The following is a 19,234-nucleotide window of genomic DNA, read 5'->3' as shown; positions in this document are numbered from 1 at the left end:
TTTTATACTCTTCGAAAATCAAATTCAAACCGCGTCAACGTCGCCTTGCCGTACTCAAGTACAGCCTGCGGCTAGTTTCCTAGTTTGCTCTTTGATTTTCATTGAGTATTAGATGAATATTAATCAAAATAAAGCAAGTCTTTGCTGGTGCTTGTAAAGAGGTCAAAGCCATCCTTGGTAACAACACCGCAGTCTTCAATACGAACGCCGACTTTACCAGGGATATAGATACCTGGTTCAACAGAGAAGCACATGCCTTCTTCGATGACCATGTCGTTTCCTTCCATGATAGATGGGAATTCGTGGACATCCATACCGATACCGTGACCGAGACGGTGGTTGAAGTACTCACCGTAACCAGCTTTTTCGATGACTTCACGGGCAGTGCGGTCTACTTCATGAGCAGTCACACCAGGTTTGATAAAGTCAAGAGCAGCTTGTTGGGCTTCAAGGGTCAAGTTGTAAATATCTTTCTTGAATTGGTCTGGTTTGCCGACAGCGACTGTACGAGTCATATCTGATGCGTAGCCATTGACCATAACACCCAGGTCAAAGAGGAGAAGGGCGTCTTTTTCGACCTTGTTTGCACCAGGAATTCCGTGTGGATTTGCAGCATTGTCACCAGTCAAGACCATGGTATCAAAACTCATTTCATAGCCTTCACGTTTTAAGGCGAAGTCGATTTGGGCGATGATATCTGTCTCTGTTTTATCAAGAGAGATATTGTCAAAACCAACTTTTACAGCTTTATCAGCATAGAGACCTGCAACCATCATTTTTTGCACTTCATCAGCTGATTTGATGAGGCGCATGCGTTGGATGCGAGGAGTGAGGTTTTCAAACTCAGCAGTTTCAAAGACTGCTTTCAAACCATGGTATTTGGTTAAGATGAGATTGTCAAACTCAACAGCAACACGTTTGAAGTCGTGCTGAGGCAAAGCGTTTTTGATTTTTTGCCATGGATTTTCAGAATCCACATAGCCCACTACTGGGAAGGAAACAGTGCTGGTTGCACGCTCCACTTCAAGGGCTGGGACAAAAAGGAGAGGTTCCTGGTCCGCTAGGACAAAAAGGAACATTTGGCGTTCATGAGGGTCACTGTAAAAACCAGTGAGGTAATTAATAGTGACGGGGTCAGATACGACAGCGACGTCTAGTTTTTCTGATTCAAGATATGTTACGATTTGTTGTAATTTAGACATATGCTACCTTCTTTCTACCCCTCTATTTTGGCAAAAAAAGAGAGAAAATGCAAGAGAGAAGGGTAAAAGAACAGGCAAAAAGAACTCCGATAAGATAGTGGAGTTCTTTTATCTAATTTTCCTTAGTTTAAGAAAAGTCAGCCTTGCTTTTCACGTCGCTGTATTCTTCAGCGATTTCTTGACTGAGAATATCCTCATAGGCAGGGAGTTGGATGTCCTGACCGTATTTTTTTCGGAGGGCAGTAGTGACTAGGCGATAAGCCAGATTGGCATTGCGTGAGAGGATAGGTCCGTGGAAGTAGGAACCAAAGACATTCTTATAATGAACCCCTTCGCCGATCTTTTCTTCGTTATTTCCATTTCCATAGACAACCTGACCCAGTGGTTTTTGGTCATCAGAAAGGAAGGTACGTCCCTGGTGATTTTCAAAGCCATAGTAGGTCTCATCGAATTCGTCATTATGAATCTTGATGTCACCGATAAAGCGGTTATTGGTCTGGTTGAGGGTATAGTGGCCCATGACCCCTAGACCTTCGATGCGTTTGCCTGAAGCTTCAACATAATATTGTCCCAATAGTTGGAAACCACCACAGATGGCTAGAACCACACCGTCGTTTTGAATGTAGTTGTCAATGCTCTCTTTTTTAGCAGGTAGGTCTCCTGCGATGATACTTTGTTCAAAGTCTTGACCGCCACCAAAAAAGGCAATGTCGTAATGATTTTCGTCAAAGTCATCATGGAGAGAAACGATGTCAACTGTTACATGGGCCCCCAGTTTTTCAGCCACATACTTGAGCATGAGGATATTTCCATTGTCCCCGTAGGTATTCATGAGGTTCCCATAGAGGTGAGCGATGTTGAGCTGATAAGGGTAGTTGCCATCTTTTGAGGAAAGTGAAGTATAAACCATTAGTTCATCTCCTTTCTAACAATCTGACGACTAGCCAGCAGTTCGCGGAATTCCAGCATAGCAGTATAGGTAGCCAGGATATAGGCATGCTTGCAGTCCTGGTTCTCAATGGTCTTGATAACTTGTTCCAGATTGCTTGTCTCAGTGATTTTATCAGCTGGATAGCCTGTCACACGAAGACGGCGAGCGATTTCAGAATGACGAACACCACCAGCGTTGATTTCAGGAATGTCCATGTCAGTGATCTGTTCAAAGTCTGCATCCCAGATCCAGCTAGTGTCAATTCCATCTGCATAGTTGGCATTGAGGAGGACAGATAGGCTAAATGGATAAGGAGCTAGTTTAATCATCTCGATAGCTTGGGTCGCGCCAACAGGATTTTTAATCAAGACAAGGGTGCATTCCTTGTCACCGATATGGAAGGTTTCCTGACGACCAAAGACAGCACGGCTCTTGTCAAATCCTTGTTTGATCCGCTGTGAATCAGCCCCGAGGAAACGGGCGATGGCAACCGCAGCTAGCGCATTGTAGATGTTGTAAAGTCCACCGATTTGGATTCCGTATTCTTGTCCGTCAATGACAAAGCGGGAGCGATTGTTGCTCAACTCAACCAGTTCTGTCAAGCGATAGTCGAGATCAGGACGTTTGCAACCACAATTTTCACAGATATAGGCACCCAAGTTGGCATAGGTATTGAGTTCATATTTTAGTATGCCTTGACAGTCGGGGCAGAGAATCCCTTCGGTATTGTAGTGAGCAAGCTTTGCTGGACCTTTTTCCAAGTCAAAACCGAAATACTGGACAGGATTTGGAATCGCAGGCTTGTAGAAAAGCGGACTGTCACCATTAAGAAGAACAGTAGCCGTAGGCACCTTACGGATGGCATCCAAAATCATGTTATAAGTCGTGTAAATCTCACCATAGCGGTCCATCTGGTCACGGAAAATATTAGTGATGACAAAAAGGCTAGGATGGATGTAGTCACAGATACGAGATAGACTAGCCTCGTCGATTTCTAGAACGGCAATGTTCTTCCCAGTTTTAGAAGATTTGGCAGTCAGGAAGGTTGTCGTAATTCCTGTGATCATGTTGGCGCCACTAGGATTGGTTAGAACCTGGCCATAGATCTCTTTTAAAATGCCAACAGTAAGGGCAGTTGTCAGGGTTTTACCGTTGGTTCCAGTGACCACGACAATCTCGTAGTTCTTAGCTAGATTTTGTAAAATATCTTTATCAAATTGGAGGGCAAGTTTTCCAGGGAGCGTACTTCCACGACCAAGACGGCTCAAGATGAAGTGAGATGAACGCCCAGCTAGGAGGCCCAAAGTAGTTTTTAATTTCATGTTTCTATTATATCATACTGCGCCCAGCAGTCCAATAACTAAAGTAACCTCTAAGATCAACTAAAGAAGTAACCTTAGAGGTGCTTTTTAGGTTCTGATTAAACCAATCAAATACAATATCCTTGAATTTGATAACTTTGGCAACTTTAAGAAATAAATCTTTCTTGCTCTGAACATAAGAAAGGAGAGGACATCAATTACCTTCTGCAGGTTTTAAAATTTCATTAATCCATTATAGTTGACAAAGATACCTAACTTTTGGGATTTAGATTATTTTTTGGAAAGTCTCTTTTATAATAAATTACGAATTTTTTCTTTTATAAATGCGTTAAGAGGATAGTGTTTATCAAGATATTCTAGGAGTGCCTGAGCAGATTCAGAAATTCGTTCGTAACCTTGCAAAAAGTAGGGTAATTGTTTGGCTTCATTTGGATAACCTTTTTCAAATCGTCTGTTGCTGTTAAAAATATCTATAAAATTAGATTTAGAAGTTTTTTCCAAATTGATTAGTTCAGTCCAGAGCTTGACAGATCTGTTTTGGATGAAATAATAAGCAGCCAATTTTTCCCCTCGTTGATAGCGACCTAGTCCTATATATAGGTTGCATAAAATTTCTCCCAACAGCCATTCACGATCTCTATTTTCTTTTGATGGCAATCTTTGTGGCTGGCAGATTGTTCCATCAAAACCGACCTCCTTCCAGATAATTTTGCCTTCAGCGAAGGGAATGTTTACTAGTTCGTGAGCTTCAAAGATAGCAAATTCACAAAAAACATCATCTTCAAATAGAACTTTATGTCCGTCCACTGTATTTTGGTAGTGAAATGCAATTGGTTCTAGCTTACTTAACCAGGTTAGGTCCTGGATATAGGCCTGCTTGTAGCCATCTTTTACAATAACAAAGAAATCCAAATCGGAGTACTGATCCAATCGTTCTCTTTCTGATCCGCAAGAACCAAGTGCCAGCAAAGCTAGTGCTTGTCTAGAATCTTTTAGAGACTGACCAATATCATTTAGTCTTTGTAATAGTAATTCTGTTTTATTCATATCGTTACCTCATTGTTTCTTGTTTACAGACATTATATAGTTAATATTTTCGAAAGTCAATTTCATCCCATACCAAATATATACTAATGTAATATGGGATTTCTTTCGATATTTTTTACAATGATAAGGTTTAAACATTTTGCGGAGTATTGCTCATATTATCAAGAACGAAGAAATTTGAAGTATCCTTTGATTGATTAGAAAGTGATTCTTATCTTTAAAAAGATTAAATAATTTGTAAAATATTTAAGAAGAAAAAATATATCGACTTAGCCATCAAGTTGCAAACAGTAAAATCTTCTCACAAATGATGAAAATACACATATGACCGCGCGAAGAGTGCCTAATTTACCTAATTAGGCACGAAACAATCATTGCAAAATATCTTTTTAAATTACTCATAAAACGATGAGTTGAAGCAAGTTATTTAAAGTCATATGTATTGCTGATATTTAAAAGAGCGACCTGAGACTCAATATATAATTAGGACTGCTAAGTAAAGTGTGGACATTATATCATAAAAGAAAGAAAAGACAGATTTGAGATTTCGCAGAAACAAAAACAGCCCGAAGAGGGCTGTGAGTGATTAGTTCTGAAACCAAGTTGCGATTGGGAAGTCGTTTTGTTTCAGTTCCAGTTTTGTTTTAGTTAGAAGTTGGCCATTTTCTAAAGAATACAATAACAAATGTTGATTGGTTACGACCAATATCTTGTTTGTCAAACTTGTATCGATGTGTATTATCTCTTCTGTAGAATCAGGCAAATCTTTTCTGACATTAATCAGATAGCTAGATTCATCAGAGAGATTGACAATAGATAAGGCACAGCGATCATTTCCATCCGCCTCATGTTTTACAATCAATCGGTCTTCTTTCGGTGTTTTATAAAGAAGATTTGGGTTGTCCTCTGGTAGCTTGATGAAGTGCTTTTCCTTACTAGACAAGTTCATGACAAGTATGCGATTGTCTGGATCTTTGGAGAAAGTTTCTGTATTTCGAGTATAAGCAACGCTACTGTAATAATTGTCACCGATTAATTCAGAAGAAGTCAACATTTCAACGATCTTTCCTTCGCTTGTCAGAGGTGTGCGAGACAATTCCTTTAGTTGGTCATTTTCGTCCAATTCAACTAAATATCCATCAAACACTAAAGCGGGTCGTTGACGGGACTCATCGTGAAACCCCAGACCGAGGTAGAGGCGATTCCCTCTTCCGTGAAACTGGATTGGAAAGGAAGTGGATTCGGAGAATGTTTTCTGAGTAATCAGCTTTCCTGAGATGTCAAACATACTGAGCACCCCATCCTCAGTTGTAGTTTGGCCTGTGTAGAAGAACTTGTCTGATACTCCAGCTCCCGAATAAGCATAGAAGGGAGTTGAAGTTTTCCGGATGTCCCCTGTCTGAAAGTCAAGGGATACAATGTTCTGAGTGGATGATTTCCCTCTGGTATTTCCAGATGAGAAGACGAGATAGCGATTGTCAAACCATCCCTGAGGAAACCAGAAATTGACATCTTCTGCAATGGAGACGTCCTCAGTTTTTATGAGTTGAAACTGATCGTTTTGCAACTGATAACTTTGAATGGATTTCGAATTAACAAGGTAAAAATCAGCAGTCTGATTGACTGTGAATTGCTGCTTTTGAGGTGAAATCAAGCGAAAAAGCATCCAACAAAGTAGGAGAAAAATGAAGACTGTACTAACACAGAAAACCAGTGTTTTCACAGCCGTACTTTTTTCTTTGGATAGAAAGGAAAAAGGAGAGTGTTTTGGTGGTTTAACTTGCTTTCCCATGTGACTAGCCTCCTTTTTGAACAGAAAATGAAGACAACATCCTACACTTATATTATAAACTTTTACAGCTAGAAGCACAAATAATCTTGCAAGGAAACGATAAACTGGATAGAAAAAGACAAACACCAAAATGGATGCTTGTCTTGTGGAGAAAATCTGAAATCTTAAATCGCAAACAAGTCATTCAAATTTTCAGCCAAGGTTGGGTGAGTGAAGATTTGTTTTGTGAAGTAAGTGTAAGGAATCTTGTTGTCCATTGCAACAGTGATGATGTTAATGATTTCTTGAGAACCTTCTGAGAAGATGCTTGCACCGAGAATTTCTTTTGTTTCAGTGTTGACAACAGCTTTGAAGGCTCCACGAAGATCTCCATTTACGTGACCGCGAGGCATTGCTGCAACAGGAATTTCCTTGACAGCGTATGGAAGTTTCAAATCAGCTGCTTGGCTTTCTGTCAAACCAACTTGTGAAAGTGCAGGTGTGATGAACATGGTGTTTGGTACATTGAGACGGTCTTCAAGAGTGTAGCTGCCATCTCCAGCAAGGTAGCTGTAGACGACACGGAAGTCATCAAGTGAGATGTAGGTAAATTGAGGTCCACCGTTGACGTCTCCAACTGCAAAGACACCAGGAACGTTTGTTTGACAATGTTTGTCTACTTTGATAGCACCGCGTTCAGTTAGTTCAATATCGGTATTCTCAAGTTGAAGTGGTTCTACGTTTGGCTTACGTCCAGTTGCGTAGAGAAGGGCGTCGAAACGGTACGTTTCGTTTTCGGTTACGACGAGAACTTGGTCACCGTCGTTTTTGATTTCAGTAGTACGGATGTTTTGAAGCAATTCAATACCGTCTTCTTCCATGTACTGTTTAGCAAGAGCTGCGATGGATGGTTCTGCACGAGGAAGGAAAGTATCCAAGGCATCTAGGACGGTAACCTTGCTGCCAAGTTTGTTGTAGAGTCCTGCAAATTCAAGACCGATATTTCCACCACCAAGAACACCAAGTTTTTCAGGCAATTTGTCCAAGTTTTGGATACCTGTTGAGTCAAAGACGTTTTTGCTTGTAGCAAGTCCAGGGATTGGCAAGACGTTTGAAACAGCACCAGTGTTGATAACGATTGTTTCAGCAGTTAGTTCTTGTTTTTCATCACCAGCTTGGATTTCGATGACTTTGTTTGAAAGGAAGTGTGCTTCCGCATCAAAGATATCTACACCTGTTCCCGCAATAGTAGCGTAGTTTTTACCATTGAGGCGACCAGTAATCGTGTTTTTGGTAGCAATCACTTCTTCAAAAGACAAGTCCTTCTCAGCAGCAACTAGCAAGGTTTTAGTTGGGATACAACCGATGTTGATGCATGTTCCACCGTACATAGCTTTACTACGTTCAACGAGGGCAACTTTTTTGCCAGCTGAAGCCAATTTACCAGCTAGTGTTTTACCAGCTTTACCAAATCCAATAACGATTAAATCATATGTTAACATTTATAGTCCTCCTATTCGATTTTCATTCTAGCATAAGAAAACACTTTTTGCACAAATCTGCTACGGGAAATGAAGTACGTTTGAAATGGTCCCTTCAAATCCTTTGATAAACAAGTTTCAGGCTACTTTACAGCTAGAAAATCGTTTACATAGTTTTCCTAAAGGATTCTACTATCTTTTGCTTTGGTCTTGTGTTATACTAGATAGGTTGCAAAGAAACCAGTACTTTTCTTTCGTGGAAAAGAAGCAACACGGTATCTCGTTTTTGTAGAAGATACGTCATGAAAAGAAAAGTATGAACTAAAGCCCTATAGGGTGGCTTCGCACCACCTTTAGAAAGAAGAATAACGTGAAATTTAATGAATTTAACTTGTCTGCTGAATTGCTAGCAGAGATTGAAAAAGCTGGATTTGTAGAAGCCAGTCCCATCCAAGAACAGACCATTCCCTTGGCTCTCGAAGGAAAAGACGTTATCGGTCAAGCTCAGACTGGTACAGGGAAAACTGCAGCCTTTGGCTTGCCAACTCTTGAAAAAATCCGTACAGAAGAAGCGACCATCCAAGCCTTGGTTATCGCTCCAACTCGTGAACTCGCTGTTCAAAGCCAAGAGGAATTGTTCCGCTTTGGTCGTAGCAAGGGAGTGAAAGTTCGTTCAGTTTACGGTGGTTCAAGTATTGAGAAACAGATTAAAGCCCTTAAATCTGGTGCCCACATCGTGGTAGGAACACCAGGCCGTCTCTTGGACTTGATTAAACGCAAAGCCTTGAAATTACAAGACATTGAAACCCTGATCCTTGATGAAGCGGATGAAATGCTCAACATGGGCTTCCTTGAAGACATCGAAGCTATTATCTCTCGTGTCCCTGCAAATCGTCAAACCTTGCTCTTCTCAGCAACCATGCCAGACGCTATCAAACGTATCGGTGTTCAGTTTATGAAAGACCCTGAACATGTCAAGATTGCTGCCAAGGAATTGACAACAGAGCTGGTGGATCAGTACTATATCCGTGTCAAAGAACAAGAAAAATTTAATACCATGACACGTCTCATGGATGTGGAACAACCAGAACTTGCTATCGTATTTGGTCGTACCAAACGCCGTGTAGATGAATTGACTCGTGGACTGAAAATTCGTGGCTTCCGTGCAGAAGGAATTCATGGTGATTTGGACCAAAATAAACGCCTTCGTGTCCTTCGTGATTTTAAAAATGGCAATCTTGATGTTCTAGTTGCGACAGACGTGGCAGCACGTGGTTTGGATATCTCAGGTGTGACCCATGTCTACAACTACGATATTCCACAAGATCCTGAAAGTTATGTTCACCGTATCGGTCGTACAGGTCGTGCTGGTAAGTCAGGTCAGTCTATTACTTTCGTAGCTCCAAACGAAATGGGCTACCTTCAAATTATTGAAAACTTGACTAAGAAACGCATGAAAGGTCTCAAACCTGCAAGTGCAGAAGAAGCCTTCCAAGCAAAAAAACAAGTAGCTCTCAAGAAAATCGAACGTGATTTTGCAGATGAAACCATTCGTGGCAACTTTGAGAAATTTGCTAAGGATGCTCGTAAGTTAGCTGCCGAATTTAGTCCAGAAGAATTGGCAATGTATATCTTGAGTCTGACAGTCCAAGATCCAGACAACCTTCCTGAAGTGGAGATTGCGCGTGAAAAACCACTGCCATTTAAACCATCAGGTAATGGCTTTGGTGGCAAAGGCAAGGGAGGTCGAGGAGGTCGTCGTGGAGACGACCGTCGAGATCGTGATCGCCGTGGCAATGGTCGCCGTGATGACTTCAAGAAAGGCAACCGTGGAAACGATCGTTTTGATAAAGACAGACGTTACCGTAATAAAGACAATAAAAAACCTCGCAACACTTCAAGCGAAAAGAAAACCGGCTTTGTTATTCGTAACAAAGGAGACAAATAGAAAAAAGCGATTCACACTGTGAATCGCTTTTATATATAAGGAGACCGATAGTAAAAGAAGATGGTGATAGTAAAGGATAGGTGAAACGGAAAGAGATTTATCATGTCATCTTATTATAATGTTATAATATCAAAAATAAAATAGGATGTCAATAAAAAAATCGCTTTTTTTCTAAAATATTTTTGCTGTTCAAAATTGCAATTAAATAAGCAATTTTCAGATAATAATTGAAAATTCACGCTCTTTATGTTATAATGGTAGCGATTAAATGCGAGGTAAAAAATGGCACACTTATTAGAAAAAACAAGAAAAATTACTTCTATTTTGAAACGCTCAGAGGAGCAACTTCAAGATGAACTTCCTTACAATGCGATTACACGCCAGTTGGCAGATATTATTGATTGTAACGCTTGTATTGTGAATAGCAAGGGACGCCTTTTAGGCTACTTCATGCGTTATAAAACGAATACAGATCGTGTAGAGCAGTTTTTTCAAACTAAGATTTTTCCAGATGATTATATTCAAGGTGCAAACATGATCTATGATACGGAAGCCAACCTTCCTGTTGAACATGATTTGACCATTTTCCCTGTAGAAAGCCGTGCGGATTTTCCAGATGGTTTGACGACCATTGCTCCGATTCATGTGTCAGGGATTCGCCTAGGTTCGTTGATTATTTGGCGCAATGATAAGAAGTTTGAAGATGAAGATTTGATTCTTGTCGAGATTGCGAGCACGGTTGTGGGAATTCAACTATTGAACTTCCAACGCGAAGAAGACGAGAAAAATATTCGCCGTCGTACTGCTGTTACCATGGCGGTTAATACCCTTTCCTATTCAGAACTTCGTGCCGTATCAGCTATTTTAGCTGAATTGGATGGAAATGAAGGGCAGCTGACTGCATCAGTTATTGCAGATCGTATTGGCATTACGCGCTCAGTGATTGTCAATGCGCTTCGTAAATTGGAGTCGGCTGGAATTATTGAGAGCCGTTCACTCGGAATGAAGGGGACTTATCTCAAAGTTCTAATTGGTGATATTTTTGAGGAAGTGAAAAAGAGGGACTACTAATGGCAAAGGCTTTAATCTCGATTGACTATACAGAGGATTTCGTAGCAGACCATGGAAAGCTAACTGCTGGAGCACCTGCTCAAGCAATATCAAAAGCCATTGATCAGGTAACCAGATTGGCTTTTGAACGTGGGGACTATATCTTTTTCACCATTGATGCTCATGAAGAGAAGGATACATTCCACCCAGAAAGCAAGCTCTTTCCACCGCACAACATCATCGGAACTAGTGGTCGTAATCTCTATGGCCCCCTAGCTGACTTTTATGCTGAACATGAGGGGGATAGCCGTGTCTTTTGGATGGACAAGCGTCACTATTCAGCATTTTCAGGAACGGACCTAGATATCCGTTTACGGGAACGTCGTGTAGATACAGTCATTTTGACCGGTGTATTGACCGACATTTGTGTTCTTCATACGGCTATTGATGCCTATAACCTCGGCTATCATATTGAGATTGTCAAGCCTGCAGTTGCCTCTATCTGGCCAGAACATCATCAGTTTGCTCTTGGTCATTTTAAGAACACTCTGGGAGCCAAGTTGCTGGATGAAAATCTGGCTGGAATCCAAGAATAATTCCCTTGGAAAAATGAAAAAAATCTGAAAAAAGTGTTGACAAAGATTTTGAAAGTTGATATACTAGTAAAGTAATCGACGCGGGGATGGCGGAATTGGCAGACGCGCAGGACTAAGGATCCTGTGACCGCTTTAGGTCGTGAGGGTTCAAGTCCCTCTCTCCGCATAGGGTAAGAGTTGGCTTTTGCTAGCTCTTTTTTGTTAGTGTGCATAGTGATTATTCAACAAGTGAGGTCTGCCTTTCTTGTTTTTTCTTTTCTTTTAAATAGTGCTATAATATAGATAGAAAGTAACCGTAAAAGCTCTTATACGAAAGATAATAGAGTAATGGATACTAATAGGTTTAGTTAAAGCAGATATATAAGTTAGGGAAGGAGGAGTAGATAGTCGTTTGGTATTTGAAATGAGTATTTCAAAAGTGTAAAGGAGGATTACGATGGGTAATGAACTTCAACGAATAATGAGCGCCTTTATTCAAATTCTCTTTATTATTTTACTACCTTCTATCTGGTGGTTTCTGACTGTGAGGGGGAAGGTCCCATTTATGGAATGGATGGGGCTAAAAGCTATCAAAAGAGTAAAAACTTTACAACTGATTTTATGGATAGTGGGGGGATTTTCCTTATTTACTATTTTTTCTATCCTTATCTTTCCTCTTACTCGTGGTCTAGCAACAGCCACTTCGGCTTTTTCTGCTATGGGTTCTAAGGCTTTACCAAGTATTCTAATTTACAGTATTTTGCAAACATCTTTACCAGAGGAGCTATTATTTAGAGGTTTTCTACTGAAACGAATGGCAAATCACATGCCGTTTGTCTTTGCAAATACCATACAGGCCTTCGCTTTTGGATTGCTTCATGGAGTATTGTTTGCTTCAGTAGTAAGTTTGGAAGTCACTTTTTTCATTGTATTTTTTACTGGAGCAATAGCAGCTTATCTTGGTTTTGTTAATGAAAAGAAAGCAGGAGGATCAATTATACCAAGTTGGCTAATGCATGCCACAGCCAACATCCTCTCTGGTTTAGTTTCTGCATTTTCTTTGCTTTGAGTGGATAAAGTTATAAAAATGGAGCTGGTAGAAATACCAGCTTTTTTTCAAAAAATAAATCAAAAAATTTTTTCGATTTCATAAACATTTCATATTTGGATTTTATAATAGTCTTACAAATATGGAGGTGACAAATGAATCCAATCCAAAGAGCTTGGGCTTATGTCAGCAGAAAACGACTGAGAAGTTTTATTTTATTTCTGATTTTATTTGTCCTTTTAGCAGGAATTTCAGCCTGTTTGACTCTGATGAAGTCCAACAAAACAGTAGAAACGAATCTTTACAAATCACTCAATACCTCTTTTTCTATTAAGAAAATAGAGAATGGTCAGACTTTCAAGTTGTCGGACTTATCATCCGTGAGCAAGATTAAGGGACTGGAAAATGTCTCTCCTGAACTCGAGACGGTCGCAAAACTGAAAGACAAGGAAGCGGTGAGTGGTGAGCAGAGCGTAGAACGCGATGATTTGTCAGCTGCGGACAAGAACTTGGTTAGCTTAACGGCTCTTGAGGATTCATCCAAGGATGTTACCTTTACTAGTTCGGCTTTCAATCTAAAAGAAGGCCGACACCTTCAAAAAGGGGATTCCAAGAAAATCCTGATCCACGAAGAGTTGGCTAAGAAGAACGGTCTTTCGCTTCATGACAAGATTCGCTTGGATGTTGGTCAGTCCGAAGCTGGGAAAGGGCAAACAGTTGAGTTTGAAATTGTCGGCATCTTTTCTGGTAAAAAACAAGAGAAATTCACAGGCTTGTCTTCTGACTTCAGTGAAAACCAAGTCTTTACAGACTATGAAAGTAGCCAAACTCTTTTAGGAAATAGTGAACCTCAAGTCAGTGCAGCGCGCTTCTATGTAGAAAATCCTAAGGAAATGGACGGTCTCATGAAGCAGGTGGAAAACTTAGCCTTGGAAAATCAAGGCTACCAAGTAGAGAAGGAAAACAAAGCCTTTGAACAAATCAAGGACTCAGTAGCAACCTTCCAAACCTTCCTCACTATCTTCCTTTATGGGATGTTGATAGCAGGAGCTGGAGCCTTAATTTTGGTCTTGTCTCTCTGGTTGAGAGAAAGGGTCTACGAAGTAGGGATTTTACTGGCACTTGGAAAAGGCAAGAGCTCAATCTTCCTACAGTTCTGTTTAGAGATGGTGTTGGTATCTCTTGGAGCTTTGCTTCCATCCTTTATTGCTGGGGAAGCCATTACATCCTATCTGCTACAAACTGTACTAGCCAGTGGAAATCAAGCAACCTTACAAGACACACTAGCCAAAGCAAGCAGTCTATCAACCAGTCTCCTATCCTTTGCAGAATCCTATGTCTTTCTGCTACTGATTAGTTGCTTGTCCGTAGCTCTTTGTTTCGTATTCTTATTTAGAAAATCACCTAAGGAAATTTTATCATCTATTAGTTAATACTCTTCGAAAATCTCTTCAAACCGCGTCAGCTTCGCTTTGCCGTACTCAAGTACAGCCTGCAGCTAGCTTCCTAGTTTGCTCTTTGATTTTCATTGAGTATAAGAAGGAGAAATCATGACTTTATTACAATTGCAAGATGTTACCTACCGTTATAAGAACACTGCTGAGGCAGTTTTATATCAGATCAAGTATAATTTTGAACCCGGAAAATTTTATAGTATCATTGGTGAGTCAGGAGCAGGGAAATCCACTCTCTTGTCCCTACTGGCTGGTCTAGATAGTCCTGTTGAAGGTTCTATCCTTTTCCAAGGAGAGGACATTCGGAACAAGGGATATTCTTACCATCGTATGCACCATATTTCCCTGGTCTTTCAAAATTATAACTTGATAGATTATCTTTCTCCGCTGGAAAATATCCGCTTGGTCAACAAAAAAGCAAGCAAGGATACACTTCTTGAACTTGGTTTGGATGAAAGTCAGATCAAGCGGAACGTTCTCCAGTTATCAGGTGGTCAACAGCAACGTGTTGCTATTGCTCGCAGTTTGGTATCAGAAGCTCCAGTTATTCTTGCTGATGAGCCAACAGGAAATCTGGACCCTAAAACTGCTGGAGATATTATCGAATTGCTCAAGTCACTTGCTGAGAAAACAGGTAAATGTGTGATCGTCGTCACCCACAGTAAAGAAGTGGCACAAGCGTCAGATATTACACTTGAATTGAAGGACAAGAAACTGACTGAAACTCGCAATACAACAAAATAAGATGAGCTTGTTTTGATAGAATTATTAAATCAAATCTAGAAAGGACACCTATGTTACACAACGCATTTGCCTATGTTACAAGGAAGTTTTTCAAATCGATTGTTATCTTCCTGATTATTCTCCTCATGGCGAGCTTGAGTTTGGTCGGCTTGTCGATCAAAGGAGCTACTGCCAAGGCTTCTCAGGAGACCTTTAAAAATATCACCAATAGCTTCTCCATGCAAATCAATCGTCGCGTCAATCAAGGAACGCCACGTGGTGCTGGGAATATCAAGGGTGAGGATATCAAAAAAATCACTGAAAATAAGGCCATCGAGTCTTATGTTAAACGTATCAACGCTATCGGAGATTTGACTGGATATGACCTTATCGAAACGCCAGAAACCAAGAAAAATCTCACTGCAGATCGTGCCAAACGGTTTGGAAGCAGTTTGATGATTACAGGTGTCAATGACTCCTCTAAAGAAGATAAGTTTGTCTCTGGCTCATATAAGCTGGTTGAAGGTGAGCACCTAACCAACGATGACAAAGACAAGATTCTCATGCATAAGGACTTGGCAGCTAAACACGGTTGGAAAGTCGGAGATAAGGTCAAATTGGACTCCAATATCTATGATGCAGACAATGAAAAAGGAGCCAAGGAAACAGTTGAAGTGACAATCAAGGGACTCTTTGATGGTCACAATAAGTCGGCAGTAACCTATTCACAAGAACTCTATGAAAACACAGCTATCACAGACATTCACACTGCTGCAAAACTTTATGGATACACAGAAGATACAGCTATTTATGGGGACGCAACCTTCTTTGTAACAGCAGACAAGAACTTGGATGACGTCATGAAAGAGTTGAATGGTATCAGTGGTATTAACTGGAAGAGCTACACACTTGTGAAGAGCTCCTCTAACTACCCAGCTCTAGAGCAATCCATCTCTGGTATGTACAAGATGGCCAATCTTCTCTTCTGGGGTAGCTTGAGCTTCTCAGTCCTTCTCCTTGCACTCTTGCTCAGTCTTTGGATCAACGCCCGTCGCAAGGAAGTGGGAATTCTCCTCTCTATCGGTCTCAAGCAGGCAAGTATCTTGGGGCAATTCATCACCGAATCTATCCTGATTGCCATCCCTGCTCTCGTTTCTGCTTACTTCCTAGCCAACTATACAGCTCGTGCAATCGGAAACACCGTCCTTGCCAATGTTACTTCAGGTGTTGCCAAGCAAGCAAGTAAGGCAGCACAGGCTTCTAACCTTGGTGGAGGTGCTGAAGTAGATGGCTTTAGCAAGACCTTGTCGAGCCTAGACATTTCCATTCAGACATCAGACTTTATCATCGTCTTTGTCCTTGCTTTAGTTCTAGTCGTTCTTGTTATGGCACTTGCTTCAAGCAATCTCCTTAGAAAACAACCAAAAGAACTCTTGCTCGATAGCGAATAAAAAACTTGCTACCTATTCTCCCCTAAATGGGGTATAATATAGGTAGCATTTTTATCTATTTTGCCTTGATAGGAAGAGGTCTTATCAAGGTAAAATAGAAAGATTAACAAGAAATTTAAAGGAATGTGAAACGTTTTTTCTATGAAAATTTTAATTGTAGAAGATGAGGAGATGATCCGTGAGGGGATCAGTGACTATTTGACGGATTGTGGTTATGAAACCATTGAAGCAGCAGATGGTCAGGAGGCTCTGGAAAAATTTTCCAGCTATGAGGTTGCTCTAGTACTGCTGGATATCCAGATGCCTAAACTAAATGGTTTAGAAGTTCTAGCTGATATTCGTAAAACCAGTCAGGTTCCTGTTTTGATGTTGACTGCCTTTCAGGATGAGGAATACAAGATGAGTGCTTTTGCTTCTCTGGCAGACGGATATCTGGAAAAACCCTTCTCCCTCTCCCTCTTAAAAGTGAGGGTGGACGCGATTTTCAAGCGCTATTACGATACGGGACGAATCTTCTCCTATAAGGATACCAAGGTGGACTTTGAGAGCTACAGTGCAAGCCTAGCAGGTGGGGAAGTCGCTATCAATGCTAAAGAGCTGGAAATTTTGGACTATCTGGTGAAAAATGAAGGACGGGCCTTGACTCGTTCTCAGATTATCGATGCTGTCTGGAAGGCGACAGATGAGGTCCCCTTTGACCGTGTTATTGATGTCTATATCAAAGAACTGCGGAAAAAACTAGACTTGGATTGTATCCTCACTGTGCGCAATGTTGGTTATAAATTGGAGCGAAAATGAAACGAACAGGTCTATTTACTAAAATATTTATCTACACCTTCTCGATTTTTAGTGTTCTGGTTATTTGTCTTCATTTAGCCATTTATTTTCTCTTTCCATCAACTTATCTAAGTCATCGTCAGGAAACCATTGGCCAGAAAGCGACAGCCATTGCCCAGTCCCTTGACGGAAAGGATAGGCAGAGTATTGAGCAAGTGTTAGACTTGTATTCCCAGACCAGTGATATCAAAGGATCTGTTAAGGGTGAGATGACTGAGGACAAGTTAGAGGTTAAGGATAATTTTCCATTAGATACAGCTCGTCAGACAACTTCACTCTTCATTGAAGAACGCGAGGTAAAAACGCAAGATGGTGGAACTATGACTCTCCAGTTTCTAGCGTCCATGGATTTGCAAAAGGAAGCAGAGCAGATTAGTCTTCAGTTTCTCCCCTATACCTTGTTGGCATCCTTTCTGATTTCCCTCTTGGTAGCCTATATCTATGCTCGGACCATTGTTGCCCCGATTTTGGAAATCAAGCGGGTGACCCGTCGGATGATGGATCTGGATGATCAAGTACGTTTGCGCGTGGATTCTAAGGATGAGATAGGTGATCTCAAGGAACAAATCAATAGCCTTTACCAGCATCTTCTGACTGTTATTGCGGACTTGCATGAGAAAAATGAAGCTATTCTCCAGCTGGAGAAGATGAAGGTCGAATTTCTACGAGGGGCTTCTCATGAATTGAAAACACCTCTGGCTAGTCTCAAAATCCTAATCGAAAATATGAAAGAAAATATCGGTCGTTATAAGGATAGAGACCACTATCTTGGAGTTGCCTTGGGGATTGTGGATGACCTCAGTCACCACGTTCTCCAGATATTGTCTCTTTCTTCTGTGCAGGAATTGCGAGACGAGAAAGAAGAGGTTGAGCTCCTTCAGATGACGCAAAGTCTGGTCACAGATTATGCTTTGCTCGCCAAGGAGAGAGAACTTCATGTAGAAATTAGCCTAACTCATCAGCAGGCTTATATAAACCCATCTGTCATGAAACTAATCCTATCGAATCTCATCAGCAATGCTATCAAGCACTCTACTCCAGGTGGTCTGGTTCGCATCGGGGAGAGAGAAGGAGAACTCTTTATCGAGAATAGCTGTAGTTCTGAAGAACAAGAAAAACTGGCCCAGTCTTTTTCTGAAAATGCTAGTCGCAAGGCCAAGGGTTCAGGAATGGGGCTCTTTGTGGTCAAAAGTTTATTAGAACACGAGAAATTACCTTATCATTTTGAGATGCAAGATGATCGTTTGACCTTCTTCATGTCTTATCCTAAAGTCGATCAAGACTAAGGGAAAGAAAGGGTTTACATTGATTGAGTTGGAAGAAATTCAATCTAAAGTATGGGAAAAACTAGCTTTTTTTGTCAAAAAGTGATAAAATGAACAATGTAAATGGGATGTCCCAAAAAATATATAGGAGGCCTGACAAATGGCAATCGTTTCAGCAGAAAAATTTGTCCAAGCAGCTCGTGACAACGGTTATGCAGTTGGTGGATTTAACACAAACAACCTTGAGTGGACTCAAGCTATCCTGCGTGCAGCAGAAGCTAAAAAAGCTCCAGTTTTGATCCAAACTTCAATGGGTGCTGCTAAATACATGGGTGGTTACAAAGTATGTAAACTTCTCATCGAAAACCTTGTAGAATCAATGGGAATTACTGTACCAGTTGCTATTCACCTTGACCATGGTCATTATGAAGATGCACTTGAATGTATCCGAGTTGGTTATACTTCAGTTATGTTTGACGGTTCACACCTTCCAGTTGAAGAAAACCTTGAAAAAGCTCGTAAAGTTGTAGAATTTGCCCATGCAAACGGCGTATCAGTAGAAGCTGAAGTTGGTACTATCGGTGGTGAAGAAGACGGAATCATTGGTGATGGCGAATTGGCTCCAATTGAAGATGCTAAAGCAATGGTTGCAACTGGTATTGACTTCTTGGCAGCTGGTATCGGTAACATCCACGGTCCTTACCCAGCAAACTGGAAAGGTCTTCACCTTGATCACTTGCAAAAATTGACAGAAGCAGTTCCAGGCTTCCCAATCGTATTGCATGGTGGTTCAGGTATTCCTGATGACCAAATCCAAGCAGCTATCAAACTTGGTGTTGCGAAAGTTAACGTTAATACTGAATGCCAAATCGCATTTGCTAACGCAACTCGTAAATTTGTTGCTGAATACGAAGCAAACGAAGCAGAATACGATAAGAAGAAACTCTTTGACCCACGTAAATTCTTGAAACCAGGTTTCGAAGCAATTACAGAAGCTGTTGAAGAACGTATCGACGTATTCGGTTCAGAAGGTAAAGCTTAATCTAGCTGAACAATACATACAGAACCTGCCCATTGGGTGGGTTTTTTTGGTGTTCTAGGGAAATTATCAAACCAGAATTTTTGATTA

The 19,234-nt window shown here is 40.8% G+C and carries 16 protein-coding genes and 1 tRNA gene; 11 read left to right on the top strand and 6 right to left on the bottom strand.

Going from position 1 to position 19,234, the window contains the following annotated elements; translation table 11 throughout:
• Nucleotides 1-119 precede the first annotated feature (119 nt).
• The 6 genes from M9H69_RS07295 to M9H69_RS07270 form a co-directional block, all read right to left on the bottom strand.
• The gene (locus tag M9H69_RS07295; protein WP_250315245.1) at nucleotides 120-1,202 is read right to left on the bottom strand and encodes a M24 family metallopeptidase; all 1,083 of its coding nucleotides are present in this window, start codon (nucleotides 1,200-1,202) and stop codon (nucleotides 120-122) included.
• Between the two features lie 127 nt (nucleotides 1,203-1,329).
• Nucleotides 1,330-2,112 (bottom strand): lipid II isoglutaminyl synthase subunit GatD, encoded by a 783-nt coding sequence (gene gatD, locus M9H69_RS07290; RefSeq protein ID WP_250315244.1) that lies wholly within the window; start codon nucleotides 2,110-2,112, stop codon nucleotides 1,330-1,332.
• Complete coding sequence (gene murT / locus M9H69_RS07285) at nucleotides 2,112-3,455, bottom strand: lipid II isoglutaminyl synthase subunit MurT (RefSeq protein ID WP_250315243.1); 1,344 nt, start codon at nucleotides 3,453-3,455, stop codon at nucleotides 2,112-2,114. The genes gatD and murT overlap by 1 nt, the downstream gene beginning before the upstream one ends.
• A gap of 291 nt (nucleotides 3,456-3,746) precedes the next feature.
• Nucleotides 3,747-4,502 carry a hypothetical protein gene (locus M9H69_RS07280; RefSeq protein ID WP_250315242.1) on the bottom strand — a complete coding sequence of 252 codons (756 nt, stop codon included), beginning with the start codon at nucleotides 4,500-4,502 and terminating at the stop codon, nucleotides 3,747-3,749.
• Nucleotides 4,503-5,088: 586 nt separating this feature from the next.
• Entirely contained in the window at nucleotides 5,089-6,294 is a 1,206-nt protein-coding gene (locus tag M9H69_RS07275; protein WP_250315241.1) for a hypothetical protein, read from the bottom strand.
• Between the two features lie 164 nt (nucleotides 6,295-6,458).
• Entirely contained in the window at nucleotides 6,459-7,775 is a 1,317-nt protein-coding gene (locus M9H69_RS07270; protein ID WP_250315240.1) for an FAD-containing oxidoreductase, read from the bottom strand.
• Between the two features lie 349 nt (nucleotides 7,776-8,124).
• On the opposite strand from M9H69_RS07270, the gene M9H69_RS07265 reads away from it, so the two are divergent.
• The 11 genes from M9H69_RS07265 to M9H69_RS07215 all read left to right on the top strand — a co-directional run bounded on the left by M9H69_RS07265 (nucleotide 8,125) and on the right by M9H69_RS07215 (nucleotide 19,147).
• Nucleotides 8,125-9,702, top strand: coding sequence for a DEAD/DEAH box helicase (locus M9H69_RS07265; RefSeq protein WP_250315239.1), 1,578 nt, complete (start codon nucleotides 8,125-8,127; stop codon nucleotides 9,700-9,702).
• Nucleotides 9,703-9,984: 282 nt separating this feature from the next.
• A complete protein-coding gene (gene codY / locus M9H69_RS07260; protein ID WP_000940727.1) occupies nucleotides 9,985-10,773 on the top strand; it encodes a GTP-sensing pleiotropic transcriptional regulator CodY in 789 nt (262 codons plus the stop codon).
• Entirely contained in the window at nucleotides 10,773-11,348 is a 576-nt protein-coding gene (locus M9H69_RS07255) for a cysteine hydrolase family protein (RefSeq protein WP_250315238.1), read from the top strand. The genes codY and M9H69_RS07255 overlap by 1 nt, the downstream gene beginning before the upstream one ends.
• 80 nt (nucleotides 11,349-11,428) lie before the next feature.
• Nucleotides 11,429-11,514: transfer RNA gene (locus tag M9H69_RS07250), tRNA-Leu, on the top strand.
• A gap of 270 nt (nucleotides 11,515-11,784) precedes the next feature.
• On the top strand, nucleotides 11,785-12,396 hold the full coding sequence (locus M9H69_RS07245; protein ID WP_250315237.1) for a CPBP family intramembrane glutamic endopeptidase: 612 nt from the start codon (nucleotides 11,785-11,787) through the stop codon (nucleotides 12,394-12,396).
• 134 nt (nucleotides 12,397-12,530) lie between these two features.
• Nucleotides 12,531-13,808 carry an ABC transporter permease gene (locus tag M9H69_RS07240; protein ID WP_250315236.1) on the top strand — a complete coding sequence of 426 codons (1,278 nt, stop codon included), beginning with the start codon at nucleotides 12,531-12,533 and terminating at the stop codon, nucleotides 13,806-13,808.
• A gap of 117 nt (nucleotides 13,809-13,925) precedes the next feature.
• The gene (gene vex2 / locus M9H69_RS07235; protein WP_000173735.1) at nucleotides 13,926-14,573 is read left to right on the top strand and encodes an ABC transporter ATP-binding subunit Vex2; all 648 of its coding nucleotides are present in this window, start codon (nucleotides 13,926-13,928) and stop codon (nucleotides 14,571-14,573) included.
• Nucleotides 14,574-14,623: 50 nt separating this feature from the next.
• Nucleotides 14,624-16,003 (top strand): ABC transporter permease subunit Vex3, encoded by a 1,380-nt coding sequence (gene vex3 / locus M9H69_RS07230; RefSeq protein ID WP_000902987.1) that lies wholly within the window; start codon nucleotides 14,624-14,626, stop codon nucleotides 16,001-16,003.
• 141 nt (nucleotides 16,004-16,144) lie between these two features.
• Nucleotides 16,145-16,801, top strand: coding sequence for a response regulator transcription factor VncR (vncR, locus tag M9H69_RS07225; protein ID WP_250315235.1), 657 nt, complete (start codon nucleotides 16,145-16,147; stop codon nucleotides 16,799-16,801).
• Nucleotides 16,798-18,126, top strand: coding sequence for a sensor histidine kinase VncS (gene vncS, locus M9H69_RS07220; protein ID WP_250315234.1), 1,329 nt, complete (start codon nucleotides 16,798-16,800; stop codon nucleotides 18,124-18,126). The genes vncR and vncS overlap by 4 nt, the downstream gene beginning before the upstream one ends.
• Nucleotides 18,127-18,265: 139 nt before the next feature.
• Nucleotides 18,266-19,147, top strand: coding sequence for a class II fructose-bisphosphate aldolase (locus M9H69_RS07215; protein WP_001019007.1), 882 nt, complete (start codon nucleotides 18,266-18,268; stop codon nucleotides 19,145-19,147).
• Nucleotides 19,148-19,234: the final 87 nt, after the last annotated feature.

The organism is Streptococcus oralis, from assembly GCF_023611505.1.
GTDB lineage: Bacteria > Bacillota > Bacilli > Lactobacillales > Streptococcaceae > Streptococcus > Streptococcus oralis_CT.
Note: the sequence above shows the minus strand (reverse complement) of the source record. Positions and strands in the feature narration are given on the sequence as shown.